A 16,108-nucleotide genomic window follows, 5' to 3' on the forward strand; every position below is an offset into this window, starting at 1 on the left:
GTCAGGCAGACGGAAGGCGGCTTCTCCCGCCGTCTGCGTATTTTCCCAAGGCAAGGTCTAAGGGACGAGTGCTAAAGGCTACTCACCAACCAGTACCGGACTCAACACTGTCCCGCGGGGGGTATTCACATCCAGTCCAGCCGCAATGCTCCAGCGCTTTGGTGCACCTTCCGGTTTCCTTTACCTCTTCTGACAGCAAGTCCGTGTGGAAGCCCGGTTTCATCGACCTTCCCACTGGCCGAGAAGAGATTCGCTTTTCCGCTCTGTTTTGCAGAGTTCGGCAAATATACACTCGCTCCAACCTTGCACGAACTGGGCCGCTGAGTTCCTGGTTCTGTCGTCACATCCAGATCGTTTCGGGAAATCGCCAGTAAGACTAGGGAGGGGTAGTGACAGATTCATTACGGCCTACGAGGGCGAGACGTTCTACGGCTGCTATACGAAGCCGCTCCCGGGTTCGATATCAGTCACGGTCCACTGGAACCACGGCGCCGATCGAACTTACCCGCTCGCACGCTTCGACGTGACGGACTATGGCGAGAGGGTGCTGCGCCTGCCTCGCAATTGAAGGGTTTCGTTGACCGCGCCTAGTGCGCGTCAAACTGGAGTACCACCATATGCCAACCAAGGAAGCGAACGACCTGCAGGCCGGGGACGTGTGGATTCACGCCGGGATGGTCCGCTACTCGGTGGTCTCTGTGACGCCCGGCTACGACGGGGGCTACGTGGAAGTCCACAGCCATCAGCTAGGCAAGCCGGACAACGTTCGGATCGCAAAGATGCAAGCCCGCACACCCTTCGATGTTGTCGACGGACCGGCTCGGTAGATTTGCGCAAAACAAGGCCCGCGGGCCTTTCTTATTCTGCCGCGAAAGTGCAGCGTGGCTGCAGTCCGGCCCGCTGTGCCGCCCGCGTCTCACGGTGGGGCAACCCTCGCAGCGCCGTTGTGCGGGGCCGCTATGGGGGCTAGAATTTGACCGTCCGTGGCATGGCCCTCGACGCGCGGACAATAGGTACTTCGAGCAGCCCGTCGCGTCCCCGGCGGGCTTTTTTGTTGCTCTCAGTTCGAGCGTTCCGAACGCCGTGACGGCGAATAACGGAAAGGGGACGCGACACGACACCGCCCACTAGAAGGTGTGTTTTATGCCGACGGAGACTTGAAGCTGTGTCGAAGAATTAGAAGTACCCAAATACGCTAACTGCGCATAATTTTCGAAGGATCCCGTAACAGGATTGATACCGAGTCCTGCACCACTCATTTTTTCAAGGTTTCCTGTCGCGTAAAGCTGGGTACGCTTCGACAGGTTGTAGATGCCGCCAATCGAAATCTTGTGTATGTTGGTTCCCGAGTCAGTTGCGCGTATGTCAGCGCGCGTGTAGGCGTAGGCTAGGCCGAGCTGCACCGCAGGCGTCACGTTATACAGCCCTCCCAGTTCTGCTGTATCGAAACGCACGTCACTGACCGATCCGCCAGTGGCCGTCAGATACCGGCTAGCGAGGAGCTTCGCTCGCGTCAGCGTGCCGCTCACGAGCAGATCTCCAAATGCGTAGCTTCCCCCGAGGCCAAATGTCCTCAGCTCGTCTGCATCGTGGAGTCCACAATAGCTGGCAGGACTCTGGCCGCAGCTCAATTCGCCGATATATCCGGATTGCCCGCCCAGAGCCGCGTCGAGCGGGTTACGCAGCGACAGATAGCCGGCGCCTAAAGACAAGCCTCCCAGCTGATACGTGGTGCCCAAAGCCCATGCACGATTGGTGGCGAACGCGCCAGCCTGGTTACCCAGGCTGAAGGTTCCTCCAACGCTCAATCCGTAGAATGCCGGACTTTGATATTGGACACTGTTATTCAGATTGAACGCGGCATTGAGGTTGTCGATATCACCGAAATGCGCGCCAAATGGGCCTGCCCAGTGGTTGCTAACGGCAAACGGAGCTACCGCGTTTGTGTAAGAGTCAAATTGCCGTCCTAAAGTCAGCTGGCCCCATTTCTCTGACTTAAGGCCGACCATCGCTGTTGCATCGAAGAGGTTGTTCGCCTGAAACATCACGCCATTGTTCACAAGGAAATAATTTTGGAGATTGAATATGGCGCTCGTTCCACCGCCCAGGTCTTCCGTGCCGCGGATGCCGAACGCAGCGGGAGCAAGGTTTCCTGTCGTCATGGACCATGAGCTTTTCCCACTGACCCCGCCGTCTGGTCGCGCCACCTGCTGGTTATTCACGTAAGTCAGGCCCGCGTCGATCGTGCCATAAAGCGTAACGCTGCTCTGGGCATGCGCTAACTGTGATAAACCCATCACCGTCAAGCCTGCAACGCCCACTGCCAGCATTTGATGTGTCCGATTCACCGCTCCGTCTCCTTAAAATCATTGTCATGTCTGTCTCGGCCCACTACGCGCAAAGCCGAACCGATTTCGAACATTCTTATTGGACGGGTTCGATAAAGAATCAGCCATTTGGCTGATTTTTTTCGATACACGGGAAACTACCAAGGGGAGATTGCCCCTATCTGATAAGCTGGAAATGCGAGAAAATAGGCGCTCGAAAACGCGTTATGGAGCAGTGAATGCCCCGCAGTGTCGCCAATGCACGGCTGGTTGCCAATGATTCAAAATCCGCACAGCACACCGGTGCTTCCGTCGATGGTTCGACGGAGATACCAGCCGCGCGGGTGTCGAACAAACGCGGACGCGACACGACCGCACGCATTCTGACGTTGGCCGCCGACATGCTTTCGGAAGAGGGGTACGGCGAGCTCACCATGCGCAAGGTCGCGGGCGCCGCAGGCATTAGCCTGTCGAACCTTCAGTTCCACTTCAAAACGCGCGAAGACTTGCTCGGTGCAGTGATCACTCAGCTCACATCCGAGTATCTCGTGCAGTTCGAGGCGGTTGAACAAGACACGAGGCTCAGTCCGACCGAGCGTCTGGAAACCGTCCTGCGGAACTCGGTCGCCGAGCTCAAGAAGCCGCGAGTGCAGTCCGTCTTCTTCAACATCTGGGCTCTCGCGCAGACGCAGGGTTTCGCACGCGAGATCGTAGACCGCATTTACAAGGCACAACGTAGCGTCTTTTCTCGTTTCATTGCCCAGATCAACCCGGCTCTCACCGAGCAGGAATGTATGTTGAGAGCGGCACTCATTGCATGCCAGATTGAAGGAATAATGATCCTTATTCCTCAGCGTACATCGTTCCCACGCGATCTCAAGGGTATTGAAGCCGAGTTGGCGCGGGCGGTGATGTCTCTGGCTACGGCGCCCTCGAATACGGCTGACAGGAAGTGAAGCGATTCATCGGTTCATAAACGATCGCACGCTAGAGTCGGCACGTCAACGATGGATGAACCACCATCGGCGACTAGCACGGCACCCGTGATGATTGCGGCGGCCGGCGACGCGAGAAAGGCGCAAACACTCGCGATCTCCTCCGCACTTGCCGCACGTCGTAACGGCACGTCAGCACATACGCGTTCGTACGCGTCATCAAGCGAGCAACCGTAACGCTGCATCAGCGGTTGCATCTCGTCGTCAGCCATTGGTGTGCGAACCCACCCTGGGCATACGGTATTGACACGTACTCCGGAAGGACCGTAGTCGCGCGCCAGCGACTTGACCAGGCCGAGCAGCGCATGCTTCGCGGTGGTGTAGCCGCACATGGCCGACGCCGCTGCCAGCGACGAGATCGACCCGACGCACACGATCGATCCATTGCGCTTTATCAACGCGGGCAGACAGGCGCGGGCGCTCACAAATGCAGTATCAAGATTCGCTCGCAACGCTGCCGCCCAGGCATCGTCTGTTGTTTCCAGCGCAGTACCGGCTCCGAGCCCTCCAGCGCACGCAATCAACGCATCGATGCCGCCCTGATCATTCAGTTGCTCCATGAACCTCGACCAGTCGCTCTCCTTCGATGCATCACCTTCGAGTATCAGACCGCCAGTTTCTGCAGCCACATCCTCCAGTGGAGCGCGCCGTCTTCCTACAAGCGCAACGCACGCACCCTGGGAAGCAAAAAGCCGCGCGCACGCTTGTCCAACTCCCGTTCCGGCACCAGTAATAACAACGTTCCGAGTCTGCACCATCTCGATACCCCAACGAGCCCAGTCATCTCAGGCGTCTTGCGACGCGCGTAAGCCGCCCTCACACCGGTGAGGGCGGCGCCCGATTACGTAAGTACCTAACTGCGACACCGCCCCATTACTCGGAGAATGAACTGGGGTAAGTAGTTTCGTTGAGAAGTGTGGCCTTCGATCCAAAGGTCAAATGAACCATCCGGTTGGGCTTCGGATCCCAGCAGAAGAACCGGCCTGTCGAACGCATCCTCTCGAAATCGATCACTACGATTGATTCGACGGGCATGATCGTTTCGGTCCAGAAGAGAATCGTCAGGCCCGGTGCCACGTCAAAATAGGCGCATTTCTCGACATCGGCTAGGCCCGTCTCGGCGCCGTTGACACAGTGCCATGCCATCTGCTCGCGTCCGAGATAGACGTGTTCATACCAGTCGTCAGAGCTGTAGCGGTACAGCACGCGTTTGCCGACGAGAGATGCTGATTGCGTGATCGGTTCATTTGCCGGTTTGCCTTCCACCGTCGCGGTCACGAAAGCGGTCTTCGTACGTTTCTCGCCATCCCGATCAAAAAAGGACGATACGGCGGCGAAGACGTTGCCGCTCGCAAGCTTCCAGACAAGCGTAACGGCCTCGTCGAAACCATCCTTATAGAAATCCACGAAGACGATACCTGGTCTTACCTCCATCGCCTCATAAGAGTGGGAGGCGGACATTCCAGTGCCCTCGCCTTCGAGAATGGTCCATGTAAGTGTCTTCTCGTCGACGAAATGGTGTTCGATCAACCATCCATTTTCGAAACGGAGGGCCGCTTTAGTCCCGGCGAGTACAGAGGTCTGGGGATACTTGTGTTCGGCAAATCCCTCCGCCATCTCTTCGAGCGTCGGCCAGTTTTCCACTGGCACGTACTTTTGGTCCATCACGGTATCGGCAATGCTGTAGTTCATGTTCAATCTCGTATGAAAGGTGTTTCGATGAAGGTAGCTAAACAATCTATTTTGGAAGTATGTCGATCAGGCCTCGTCCAGAATTCTTCCCAAGCCGCTATACAGTTGTGGGCGCGCGGATTTAAGCCAATATGCGAACAGCGCTCCAACGACACCGACAGCGAACGTCATCCATGGCAGCGATTCGGATACCCATGTAGTAGTGCCCGTAATCAGTGAGACGTTCTTGACGATCTCATAGAGACAGGCAGTCAATCCGACCGCGCTGATCGCCGGTGCGATGAGTCTGCGCCAGACCGAGATGCCGTGATGATCACGGGAGAAAAAGCCGATCACTGCGAGAGCGGTCAATGCTTGGACCGCCACAATGCCAATCGCCGCGGGCACGCTTGCAAGCGGAACGACGACAAGCATGGCGTCTGCCCCTCCGATGCCCGATGCTGCAATGATCATGATGCCGACAGCAATTTGCACGATGCCGGCGATGTGAGGCGTTTGTTGCACGGGATGCAATTTGGCGAAGCGTGACCAGATGATGCGCTCACGTCCCAACGAAAAGAGATAACGCGACGAAGTGTTGTGAAAGCTGATGAGCGCGGCCAGCAAACTCGTAATCATCAGTACGTTCGTCGCGTCCGCAGCGCCACTCCCGAGGTAGCGTTCCGTAATGACGAACCACATATCTCCCGGATTTTTTGTCGCCTGTTCGAGTGCCTGCGGAATACCGTAAGCGTTCGTCACTAGCCATACGGAGGCGGCATACAGCACCAGGATGATCGTTACCGCCGCGTATGTGGCCCGCGGAATCGAACGGGACGGATCTCGGGCTTCTTCGGCATAAATAGCCGTCGTCTCGAACCCCATGTAACTACCCACGACGAATACGATCGATGGCCCGAAGCCGTGCGAGAACACCGTCGCTGGCAGGAATGGTGCGACCGAAACAGCGCTGGCCCCGCTTTTACCGATAATCGTGCCATCGAGCACGAGGATGATCAGGACTTCGGCGAGCATCAACGTAAACAGTACACGTCCGCTGAATTCGATATTTTTGTAACCAAAATAGAACACGATCACCATCGCGCCCAATGCGCAGACCCACCACGGAATATCGATCCCAAAATGAGCATGGATCCCGTAGCTGAGGAAAAAGCCGATCATCGCGTAACAGGCGATGAGCATCCCGTTATAAGCGAGGATCGCCAGAAAGGCGCCGCCAATTCCACACGGGCGACCGAGTCCATGAGCAATGTAGGCATAGAACGCACCCGCATTACGGATATGCCGGCTCATCGCACAAAAGCCCACACTGAAGATGAGATAAAGCACGCCGATGACAATATAGGTCCCAGCCGCGCCTGCGCCATTACCTAAGCCAATGGCAAGCGGCGCGCCGCCTACGAGCGCAGTCAGCGGTCCGTTCGTGGCGATTACTAAAAACACGATGCTGATCCAGCTGAGTGCATCTTTCCTGAGGGAGGTTTGGTCCCTGTCTTGGTTCGGCATCTTCGTCTCCTGATTTCCTATGTCATCCAAAGCGGAATCTGTGAACTCTCGCGCTTGCTTACGCGTTAGTAATCCTTCGTTTCAAACTTGACCCTCCTGCTGAGCCAGCAGGAGGGTTACTCCTTTGTTATTGGCTCAGCATCAGACTGACCAGCGCCGTCCGGTTTGTCACGGACGTCTTCCCGAATATCTGCAGCAGATGCGTTTTTACCGTGGCTACGCTTATATGAAGCGACGTTGCGAGATCTCCGTTGTTAAAGCCCTTACACACGAGCTCCGCGACCTGAGCCTCTCGCTTTGATAGTCCGTACCGCGCCATCAGGCTGTTCATGCCGCCGCGTCTGCCACCGCCCATCAGCGCTGCGAGGTTGAACAGGATGTACGGATGCAATGCCCGAGCAGTGTTGAAGATCGATTCGGCACTGGACGCGTCACATCCCTTTGGCAAGCACACGCTCATCCCAGCATGCAGTCCAGGCCCAGATTTAAATACAAGCTCGACTATGTTCGATATATGAAAGGACGAAAGGAACCGCCGGTACTCGATATGCGAGACGTTTTCCGTCAGATAATCGGACAACAACGCGACGTCGGCCCCGGGGAACTCATTCATGTTTTCGTCAAACGGATCGTAGCGGTACATTTCATCGAGATACAGACGGTGAAATGCATCTGGCAATCCGCGTCGTTCAAAAAGATTGAACGTCGAGTCGACGTCGCGAATGTATAACGCAAGGTTCTCCGCGCCAGTCATGCGTGTGAAACAGCTCATCGTCTCCTCAATGAACCGTTCGATCGTCGAGTAATGTCCGACCTCGATCATGATGAATTCCTGCACAGAAAGAAAGATTTGAGACCGCTCAATCATGTGACCCGTTCGCGTGGCCGACAATGTAGCGCGATCTCTTGTCAACCAGTACCCTGTCTTCCGTCAGCGCGGAACAGGGATGCAAACCGACTTGAGCTCTGTGTACTGCTCAATCATCTGGCGTCCGTGTTCACGTCCGATGCCCGACTGCTTGAAACCGCCGAACGGCAGGTTAGGATCAACCGGGATGTGACTGTTGACCCACACCGTGCCGGCCTCAAGTGCCCGTATGCCGCGCAGCGCGGAGTTCAGATCGTTCGTCCACACGCTCGCGGCCAAACCATTGCGCGATGCGTTCGAAAGAGCCACGGCTTCTTCGAGATCCGCGATCGGCGTGACACTGATCACCGGCCCGAAAATCTCGTCGCGGACAGATGGATTTTCAGCATCTGCATTGGTGACTAGTGTCGGCTCAAAGTAGAAACCACTGCGGTCCGGACGGCGGCCACCGGTCACGATCTCAGCAGTTCTACCGGCTGTCTCGACCAATGCAGCGACCTTGTCGACATGCGCACTGGAAACAAGTGGTTGGATGTCCGCTGAGGGATCCAGACCGGGTCCCAGCTTAAGGCCCTTCATGGCACCGGCAAGGTCCGCGACAAACCGATCGTAGATGGAACGATGTACATAAAGACGTGACGCGGCCGCACATACTTGACCTTGATTCAGGAAGCATGCGCCCATCAGTCCTGGCATGATTTGCGGGAGATCGACGTCAGACAGAACAATGAGCGGATTCTTTCCTCCCAGCTCCAGAGCGAATCGCGTCATGTTCTGCAGCGCGGAAATCCCGATACGGCGTCCGGTTTCCGTTGAACCCGTAAAGGTAATCTTGTTGACGTCAGGATGCTCGACCAACGCCGCCCCCGCATCGCGACCATAACCAGGTACGACATTCACCACTCCCGGTGGTATCCCGGCCTCAATTACCAGTTCTGCAAGGCGCAACGCTGTTAGCGGGGTATCCTCCGACGGTTTGACGACGATCGTGCAGCCGCACGCGAGCGCTGGCGCAATTTTCCAGAGAGCGATCATCATTGGGAAATTCCACGGCACGATCGCGCCGACCACCCCGACAGGCTCGCGCAATGTAAAGCCGAGATTCCGAGTGCCGGGAGGAATAGGAATGGAAAGATCGAGCGTTGATCCCTCAATCTTCGTCGCCCATCCTGCCATATAGCGCACATACTCGACTGACCCTGCGACATCGATCGCGCGGGTGTGATTGATGGACTTTCCCTGGTTTATCGACTCCAGCTGCGCCAGCTCCTCGCCGTGCGCTTCGATCAACTCCGACAAACGAAAAAGGCAGCGTTCGCGGTCGGCGGGACGCAGGTCGCGCCATACGGGCAAAGCGCGGCGGGCGCTAGAGACAGCGAGACGCACGTCATCTTCCGTTGCTGCGATTGTTCGGCTGATGACGCTCCCGTCTGCGGGGTTATAGACGTCAACGAGACGGTCAGTAGACAGCGTCACCGATTTGCCATCGATAAACGCACCATGCGCCCTCTTGAGGAAGGCAGTAACTTGCGGCAGGACCTCAACAAGTTGAGCGCTTGGCGTTTCGTGCAACATGATGTCTCCGTCAGTAACTAGGTCGATAGACCTATTTATAGGTTGTGACGATCTGGAAAGCAATCCTGGGCAAAACCCGCATACCGATCACTGTTCATTACAAAAAGCACGGATGATCGTGTGCTGGCTGACCAGGTTGAGGCGCTTTAGATCGAACAACGGGCCGCCCAGATCGAACCGCTTCTTACGAAACGGGGTACGGGACGATTGAGGCCGCGATGGGGAAAACAGCTGTGGACGAGGTTATGCGCGTGGCGAACGGTACGCATCAACCGAAAGAATGATCGCCGACGATCTTGCGGCGAGTCAGGTCACTCTGCTGATCATCCGTCGAAGGCGGAAACGCTCGCGCTGGCTCTCGCGGGCCATTCAATAAAGACGTCCCGCGCTGCTCGTAAACGCTTATATGAGCCGTTGCGCGCTCCGTTCAATAATATGTCACATGACCTAGTCGTAGAACCAGAGCGAGGTAAATTTTTGACTGGCTCGTTTTGACCGCACCGATGCTGTGCGATACGCGATCCAGTCTTGATTGGAGAGGAGATACCCGTGCTTTCAGTTGAATCGCCCACCACGTATTACACGATGACCCGCAAATATCACGATCGTTATGACACTCTCGAGGAAGATATCGAGGCCGATGTGGTCATCGTAGGCGGTGGGTTCTCGGGTATAAACATCGCGCTGGAACTGGCCGAGCGAGGGATTACGAATGTCGTGGTGCTGGAGGCAAACTATCTCGGCTTCGGTGGATCGGGCAGAAACGGAGGCCACGTGATGGCCGGCATTGGGCACGATCTGGAAAAGATCCGCAAATATGTCGGGACGGAGGGCGTAGAGGCAATTTTCAGCATAAGCGATCAAGGCGCCAGCACCATCCAGCGTCGAATTGATCGGTACGGAATCGACGCAGACTTCCGACGCGGCTACGGATACCTCGCATTCAATCAGCGTCAGGCGAAGCTGTTGCAGAAGTGGGAGAAGGAGTTTCGCGGGCTTAACCCTAACGAGGAGATCGCCTATCTTGAGGGTGCAGAGCTGCGGCGTATCTTGGGATCTGATGCTTACAGCGCGGGCCTGATGCACATGGGGAACGGGCATATTCATTCGCTCAACCTGCTTTTAGGCGAGGCGCGCGCAATCACCAGCTTGGGTGGTCGTGTGTACGAGAACTCACCCGTGGTCGAGGTTACCTACGGCAAGACTATTAAAGTCCGAACGGCAAAAGGTTCGGTGAAAGCGCAAAAAATCTGCTTTGCATGTGGCGCCTTTATTAACAGGCTGGAGCTTCAACTCGACAAGACGATTATTAGCACCTATTCGTTCCAGCTTGTCACTGAACCGCTGTCCGACGAACTTATTGAGCAAATTAGTCCGATCCGAGGTGCATTCACCGATGTACGGCCTGCTATCGACTATTACCGCGTGACGAACGAGAACCGGCTCCTATTTGGCACCGTGACGCATTTTCTGGAGTACATCCCGAAAGATTTCAAGAAATACAACAGGGATGCGATGCTCCGGATCTTCCCATACCTAAAGAACGTCAAAATTGACCTCGGTTGGGGCGGTCCAATGGAATGCTCCGCGACGCTTTTTCCCCAGATCGGGACCCTGCCGGATCATCCGAACGCGTTTTTTGTTCAAGGGTACTCAGGCTTCGGTGTCACACCCAGCCATGTCGTCAGCCGCGTCCTCGTAGACGGGATGACGAGCGGTTCGCACGAATGGGACGTCATGAGTTCCATTCCTCGCGCACGCGTGATCGGCAAGGAACACCTGCGCACCGCAATCTGCACCCTTGGTAAGGTGACGCACCAGCTGCATGGGTATTTCAGTGGACGCCGGTAGGCGGTGCGCATCGGATCAACGGGTATAGCGCCTGCTGACAATTGTCCTTTCCCACATATGAACTAAGCGCGGCCCGCCGCATCCCCGGCGAGCTTTCTTGCGGTTCCTGCATCAAGTCGTTTCTCCCTCCTCGGTTTCTGATAAGTCGCGCTGCAGACCGCCTAGTTCGCGAAGCTCTGACGCCTTCGGTATCCGACTCGAACGCGGCTTCTTCCCCTGGGGCAATCTGCGAATCGTTGACGGTATCGCCGTCAATGATCACGCGGATCGGGTTTTCTCCTTCATTCATGATCGAGACTTTCATTACATACCCCCATAAGCGATAGAACTGCAATGAGGAGACCTTGTCGATCTCCGCCGCTATCGTAAACTTTGCTCAACACCTTCTGGAGGGCATTTTTATGAACGTCGCACATCCTTGGGATAACGAACCGGACGAAGAAAGCTTCGAAGCCTCCGAACTCGTCTGTCTGATGAGTCGTGACCACAATGGCGTCTGGAACGGCTATGTGGGCGTGTCGAAATCTCACGCGATGTTCGGGCAGCGGCGCGACGTGAGGATCATCGCGCCCGCAACTGCCGCAGGCCACGAACTGATCAGCACGCGCATCGCCGCAGCGGATGTGCGTGGCTTCATTCCGCGCGTGCTCGAAGCGGGCGTCGCCGCGTCGCTGTCGATCGTCGTCGATGTCCACGGTGGCCTGTGGAATACCGGGGTTATAGGCGAGGATCATCCCGGTCTGTGGTTCTTCGGCTTCATGTGCGGACACGCATGGGACTTCAAGCCACTTGACCCGATGACGGTACAGGCGTACCAGACCATGGAGCAGGCGGAGGGGCGGTGTCAGGTTGACGGACAGGCGACGGTAGAATGAGGCGATGAACAAGACGAGATCGCTTTATCACGGCCACCGCTTCCCTGCTGTCGTCATCAGCTGCGCGGTTCGCTGGTATTTCCGGTTCAACCTGAGCCTGCGCGACATTGAGGAGTTGTTGCTTGAGCGTGGCGTCGTTGTCACGTACGAGACGGTCCGCTGCTGGTGCGACAAGTTCGGCGCGGGATTCGCCCGGTGCGCGAAGTCGGTGCGGCGGAAGCCGGGTAGCACCTGGCACCTTGACGAGATGTTCGTGACACTGCGCGGCGAGCCGTATCTGTTGTGGCGTGCGGTCGACGAGTATGGCGCCGAGCTTGACGTGCTGGTACAAAAGCGCCGCGACAAAGCCGCGGCCAAGCGCTTCTTCCGGCGGGTGCTGCGATCGAACCCGGTGCCGCGCAAGATCATTACCGATCAACTGCGCAGTTATCCAGCGGCGAAGGCTGATATTCCTGAACTCGCTCAGGTAAAGCACGTGTTCGTCAAAGCGGCTGCTCGCGTGAACAATCGCGCCGAAAATAGCCACCAGCCAACCCGCAGGCGCGAACGCCAGATGTGCGGCTTTCGCGACGCGCGTCGCACGCAGGCGTTTCTCTCATGCTTCGGCCTGATCCGGCAGCACTTCGCGTTGCCCAGACATCAGATGAACGCGGCATGTCATCGCGCCATACTAAAAGAACGCCTCGCCACATGGCATGGCTGGGCTGTCCCAACTGCAGTTGAACAAGTTATCTGATAAGGATAACTACTCTTTAGCCAGACACGTAACCTGCGCTCGTCAACTTGACAGTGCCGTTGAAACAGCCTCAAACATCAGCGTCATTTCGTCGACGTTGTGCTTCCTGCTGCAGTGAATCCTGGTCCGTCTGGCTTTCGCGGCATGGGGCCCCAGCGCCTGCCAGACAGGCAGAATTCTCAACTGGCCGGCGGCAGCTCGCACGGTCAGGCTCGCGGTGACGCCTGCTCGTTCATGTTGAGAGGTCATCGGTTTGCTCGTTGTTGCCATGAATTTTTCGTGGAAGTATAGCTCGCGAATTTGACATTTTGATAATGAGAATCATATTAAGAGAAAAGTATTAGTATTTAGATCAGGCAAATTCGGTTTAAATCGGATGTACTTGCAAAGCTATTTTTTGCAGTGGCTATTTAGTCTGGTCACATCGCCTGAGCACCCCGCGGTACCGACTGAGAATACGTTTCAAACATATGCGCGTCGGGGCTCGATACGTCGGACAAAGCGCCCCTATCAACATGCAAGCTTCATATATTGTTTTTATCCCGTCCCGCCCTCCGTTCGGACTTAACATTTGGGTCCGGCTTTGAAAAACCGAATTCGCAATGCCGGATATAAGAACTGGAATAAATGCGGAATATCGACAGCGAGAATGGTGCGTCACCGGTCATTGATGCGTCAGCACGACTGATAATCCAGATAACGGAGAGACATGCATGCTAAGCCCTCACGAATTCGCCACGCTAATGCTGGTCAAGGCAGCACCTGACCAGATCGACCTGAACCGCGAAGAACTGGACACCCTGCTGGAACAGCAACTGGTCGCGCTGGAACGACTCGCGTCCGGAGATCAGCGCCCCCGCCTCACCCGCGACGGCGATTCAGTGCTTCGGGCCGTTGCCCGAAAACGCTAGGTAGCAGCCGTCGGCGAGTCCGATCCCGCGCACTGGCGCAACACCGTGACGTCGCGTGTACAGCGGCGCACACTCGGTGGCGTTCGACAACGGATATCTCGGTCGCCCGATTCAGCGTTGACCTGCGGACTATCTGCGTGTGCCCCGAGCCACGCACTTCATCGGCTTCACGCAATCCCGCCGTTTTCCGTTGTGATCCGTCCTGGGCGGCACGACGTTCGCGCGGATCGTCCTTACAGGAGTTTTCATCATGCTGACCCCGGAACAGGTAGCAGCAACGCGGAAGGCCAACCTCGACATCCTGTTCGGCCTGGGCAACCAGGTCGTCGAAAGCGTTGAGAAACTGGCTGAACTGAACATGCAGGTGACCCGCTCGACGCTGGCGGATTCGTTTGATCTGGCGCAGAAGGCACTATCCGTGAAGGAACCGCGGGACTGGCTCGCGCTGAAAGACAGCCTCGCAGCGCCGACGGCAGAAAAGGTGCAAAGCTACAACCGGCAACTGTTCGACATCATGTTGTCGACCCAGACCGAATTCGCGAAAGTCGCACAGACGCAATGCGAAGCGTACGTCCGCCAGATGCAGTCGGTAGTGGAGGATGTCGCCAAAAACGTGCCGGCTGGCTCGGAGGCGGCCGTCGCCGCGCTGGACTCCGCGATCAAGGCGGCCCAAACGCTGGTCGAAACCGTACAGAGAACCGGCCAGCTGTCGAGTACGGGTCGGCGGCTAACGCCTCCCTTGGACCGCTTGACGGCCTCTCGATGCGCCGGGTGACGATCAGATCACGCCGCCCGGTCAGCTTCGCTCGCACACTTGGTGTTCCTTAATGCGGCCGCCGCGGCCATGTCAAGGTTGCTTCCGCATCGACGACCAGAGCAGGTCATTGCACATTGCAGGAGGTAAGGATGGATGAAGCCTGGCTAGGCACCGCCATAGGTTCGGCCGTCCTGCTGTTCGCGGTCATCTTTGTGTTCGGCCACTATCGACGCGAACATCGGCGGACGCAGTTGCTGCGGCAACTGGAATCTGTTGTCTGGCGTCAGCACATGAATTGATATTACGCATGACGTGCCTGGACCCGACGGACGCTGGATGAGGGGCGCGCACCGTCTACAAGCCCGACTTCCCGCACGTGCTTCACGACCAAGAACGTCGTGCGGAAAGGACTGGCGGGTAGAACAACAAGCGCGCTAGGAACACATGAACCATGCTGATCAGGCCGCACGGGACCTGGTGCACATCCGCCCATGATCCTGCGACTCGAGCATCTGCTTCACGACGATGAAACCGGGCGGGGCGTGAAGGTAGTAACGGGGTGAAAGAAGCGCATCTTGAGCGGGTGAAAGCGGAAATCACGAACTGGTACAACGTCATCAAAGCTGCGCATGAATTTGCTTTGTCGGACGAGCAAACGGTAGGAATCGAAATTCCCTCGTCGGGCAACGATAACGCCAGAAGGCGTGAGATTCTCCGGCAGGCTCTACAGGCTTCTTTCGAAACGTATGCCAAGCAGACCGATCGAACGCCGAATTGGGCAGTCGAGGCGAGCCGTGCGGCGATGCCGACGCGGATCGCTTCGTCGAGATCACGTCTTCCTGTAGATCAGGCCTTCTTGGTATAGCCGCTGCACCATCCCTTGCTATTGACTTGCTTTCCGCCAAACAGTGCACACGGGCCAAAAGCGTCGCCCGCCTTACCCGAATACAGCGAGCAGTTGCTGCACATTGAGCCGGCCACGTACTTCGACCCGTACTTGGCCTTGTCAATCTTGGTCGCGTCTTCCTTGTAGCCGAGCGCTACCGCGGTCGGGTCGCTTTCGCTAACGTGCGGTGCATCGGCGAACGCCTGGCGCGAGAGGGCGAGCGCCGAAGCGGCGCCAAGACTCGTAATCAGAAACGTGCGACGAGACTGTTTCATTGGGGATTCTCCCAGTGTTGTATTGGACCTGTTTGGCAGAGACCTTTACTGCCGCCGTTTTGTGACGGCGGCAACGCGGAGCATACAACGGAGATCGTTTGTCGCACTGCCTTCGCCGCAATGAAGAGAATAACGCCGCGGCCCGCTCCCGCAAATGTGCGCCTCCTCTCGTCCTCGCCCAGAATCCGCGCCTCTCGTCCGCTCAGGCCGATCCGGGAATGTTTCCGCAATCACGCTGCGCGATCGCGAGGCATGCCGTCAAGCCCGGCGATTCGATGCCGAACAGATTCACGAGCCCGCGCACCCCATGCGCCGCCGTGCCATGGATCAGGAAATCGGCAGCCGGCTCGCCGGGGCCCAAGAGCTTCGGTCGAATACCGACGTAGGTTTGCTGCAGCGCGCCGTCGGGCAGGCCGGGCCAGTACACGCGAATGGCGGCATAGAAGCTCTCGGCGCGGCGCGGGTCGACATCGTAGTTGATCGTATCGACCCACTCGACGTCGGACCCCAGGCGCACCTGGCCGCCAAGATCGAGCGTCAGATGGACGCCGAGCCCCGCTTCGTTCCGCATCGGATAGATAAGACGTGAAAACGGCGCTCGCCCGGACACGCTGAAGGTTGCCGCGCGCGAAGTAAATCGGCCTCAAGCGGTTCGTCAATGACTTGTTGGCGCAGACTACCACGTCGGGTCGACAAGAATGCGTAGGTGTGCCATCCGGCGAGGTGAACTTGTGCCGACGGTTGGCTGATAGCCCAGAGGGACTGCATAGCGTTGGGCATTCAAAGCAGACAAAGCCAGTGCTCAATGCCACGAATGTCCGGTTTCTGTCGGTCAACCTCGACCCCACGACCGG

Annotated in this window: 17 protein-coding genes and 1 pseudogene; 9 read left to right on the top strand and 9 right to left on the bottom strand. The window is 57.1% G+C overall.

All coding sequences use genetic code 11. From position 1 onward, the window contains the following. Nucleotides 1-617 precede the first annotated feature (617 nt). Nucleotides 618-827 carry a hypothetical protein gene (locus C2L64_RS49710; protein ID WP_086916444.1) on the top strand — a complete coding sequence of 70 codons (210 nt, stop codon included), beginning with the start codon at nucleotides 618-620 and terminating at the stop codon, nucleotides 825-827. Nucleotides 828-1,127: 300 nt separating this feature from the next. Here the strand turns inward: C2L64_RS49710 and C2L64_RS49715 are convergent, their stop codons facing one another. Continuing rightward, the gene (locus tag C2L64_RS49715; protein WP_242684161.1) at nucleotides 1,128-2,348 is read right to left on the bottom strand and encodes a porin; all 1,221 of its coding nucleotides are present in this window, start codon (nucleotides 2,346-2,348) and stop codon (nucleotides 1,128-1,130) included. A 218-nt stretch (nucleotides 2,349-2,566) separates the two neighbouring features. On the opposite strand from C2L64_RS49715, the gene C2L64_RS49720 reads away from it, so the two are divergent. Further along, nucleotides 2,567-3,283 carry a TetR/AcrR family transcriptional regulator gene (locus tag C2L64_RS49720; RefSeq protein ID WP_086916442.1) on the top strand — a complete coding sequence of 239 codons (717 nt, stop codon included), beginning with the start codon at nucleotides 2,567-2,569 and terminating at the stop codon, nucleotides 3,281-3,283. A 14-nt stretch (nucleotides 3,284-3,297) separates the two neighbouring features. Here C2L64_RS49720 and C2L64_RS49725 read toward each other — a convergent pair whose 3' ends face one another. The 5 genes from C2L64_RS49725 to C2L64_RS49745 form a co-directional block, all read right to left on the bottom strand. Further along, nucleotides 3,298-4,080 carry an SDR family NAD(P)-dependent oxidoreductase gene (locus tag C2L64_RS49725; protein ID WP_086916441.1) on the bottom strand — a complete coding sequence of 261 codons (783 nt, stop codon included), beginning with the start codon at nucleotides 4,078-4,080 and terminating at the stop codon, nucleotides 3,298-3,300. A gap of 115 nt (nucleotides 4,081-4,195) precedes the next feature. After that, nucleotides 4,196-5,014: a molybdenum cofactor biosynthesis F family protein gene (locus C2L64_RS49730; protein ID WP_086916440.1), complete on the bottom strand. Its 819-nt coding sequence runs from the start codon at nucleotides 5,012-5,014 to the stop codon at nucleotides 4,196-4,198. A gap of 66 nt (nucleotides 5,015-5,080) precedes the next feature. Next, nucleotides 5,081-6,520, bottom strand: a complete 1,440-nt coding sequence (locus C2L64_RS49735; protein ID WP_086916439.1) for an APC family permease — start codon at nucleotides 6,518-6,520, stop codon at nucleotides 5,081-5,083. 127 nt (nucleotides 6,521-6,647) lie between these two features. After that, complete coding sequence (locus C2L64_RS49740) at nucleotides 6,648-7,343, bottom strand: helix-turn-helix transcriptional regulator (protein ID WP_158660665.1); 696 nt, start codon at nucleotides 7,341-7,343, stop codon at nucleotides 6,648-6,650. 108 nt (nucleotides 7,344-7,451) lie between these two features. Next, nucleotides 7,452-8,963, bottom strand: a complete 1,512-nt coding sequence (locus C2L64_RS49745) for an aldehyde dehydrogenase family protein (protein WP_086916437.1) — start codon at nucleotides 8,961-8,963, stop codon at nucleotides 7,452-7,454. A 549-nt stretch (nucleotides 8,964-9,512) separates the two neighbouring features. Between C2L64_RS49745 and C2L64_RS49750 the strand changes: the two genes are divergently transcribed. From C2L64_RS49750 to C2L64_RS49765, 3 genes are all read left to right on the top strand, one after another. Beyond that, nucleotides 9,513-10,814 carry an NAD(P)/FAD-dependent oxidoreductase gene (locus C2L64_RS49750; RefSeq protein ID WP_086916436.1) on the top strand — a complete coding sequence of 434 codons (1,302 nt, stop codon included), beginning with the start codon at nucleotides 9,513-9,515 and terminating at the stop codon, nucleotides 10,812-10,814. 344 nt (nucleotides 10,815-11,158) lie between these two features. After that, a complete protein-coding gene (locus C2L64_RS49760; protein ID WP_208648339.1) occupies nucleotides 11,159-11,689 on the top strand; it encodes a hypothetical protein in 531 nt (176 codons plus the stop codon). Between the two features lie 4 nt (nucleotides 11,690-11,693). Next, on the top strand, nucleotides 11,694-12,425 hold the full coding sequence (locus C2L64_RS49765) for an IS6 family transposase (RefSeq protein WP_090839187.1): 732 nt from the start codon (nucleotides 11,694-11,696) through the stop codon (nucleotides 12,423-12,425). Nucleotides 12,426-12,467: 42 nt separating this feature from the next. Here the strand turns inward: C2L64_RS49765 and C2L64_RS53870 are convergent, their stop codons facing one another. Then, nucleotides 12,468-12,695, bottom strand: coding sequence for a hypothetical protein (locus C2L64_RS53870; RefSeq protein WP_079503700.1), 228 nt, complete (start codon nucleotides 12,693-12,695; stop codon nucleotides 12,468-12,470). A gap of 443 nt (nucleotides 12,696-13,138) precedes the next feature. On the opposite strand from C2L64_RS53870, the gene C2L64_RS49770 reads away from it, so the two are divergent. The 4 genes from C2L64_RS49770 (at nucleotide 13,139) to C2L64_RS53875 (ending at nucleotide 14,958) form a co-directional block, all read left to right on the top strand. Next, complete coding sequence (locus tag C2L64_RS49770) at nucleotides 13,139-13,336, top strand: hypothetical protein (protein WP_086919307.1); 198 nt, start codon at nucleotides 13,139-13,141, stop codon at nucleotides 13,334-13,336. Between the two features lie 250 nt (nucleotides 13,337-13,586). Beyond that, nucleotides 13,587-14,111: a phasin family protein gene (locus tag C2L64_RS49775; RefSeq protein ID WP_103154408.1), complete on the top strand. Its 525-nt coding sequence runs from the start codon at nucleotides 13,587-13,589 to the stop codon at nucleotides 14,109-14,111. 131 nt (nucleotides 14,112-14,242) lie between these two features. Beyond that, entirely contained in the window at nucleotides 14,243-14,392 is a 150-nt protein-coding gene (locus C2L64_RS54440) for a hypothetical protein (protein ID WP_167449631.1), read from the top strand. A gap of 260 nt (nucleotides 14,393-14,652) precedes the next feature. Next, a complete protein-coding gene (locus C2L64_RS53875) occupies nucleotides 14,653-14,958 on the top strand; it encodes a hypothetical protein (protein ID WP_086918209.1) in 306 nt (101 codons plus the stop codon). On the opposite strand, the gene C2L64_RS49780 is transcribed toward C2L64_RS53875, so the two are convergent. Together C2L64_RS49780 and C2L64_RS49785 are read right to left on the bottom strand one after the other, a co-directional pair. Further along, nucleotides 14,940-15,254, bottom strand: coding sequence for a high-potential iron-sulfur protein (locus C2L64_RS49780; protein ID WP_086918210.1), 315 nt, complete (start codon nucleotides 15,252-15,254; stop codon nucleotides 14,940-14,942). The two genes, C2L64_RS53875 and C2L64_RS49780, sit on opposite strands and share 19 nt — an antisense overlap. Before the next feature lie 202 nt (nucleotides 15,255-15,456). Next, a pseudogene (locus tag C2L64_RS49785) lies at nucleotides 15,457-15,895 on the bottom strand (FAD-dependent oxidoreductase); the annotation flags it as partial. Between the last annotated feature and the right edge of the window lie 213 nt (nucleotides 15,896-16,108).

It is taken from the genome of Paraburkholderia hospita (assembly GCF_002902965.1).
Taxonomy (GTDB): Bacteria; Pseudomonadota; Gammaproteobacteria; order Burkholderiales; family Burkholderiaceae; genus Paraburkholderia; species Paraburkholderia hospita.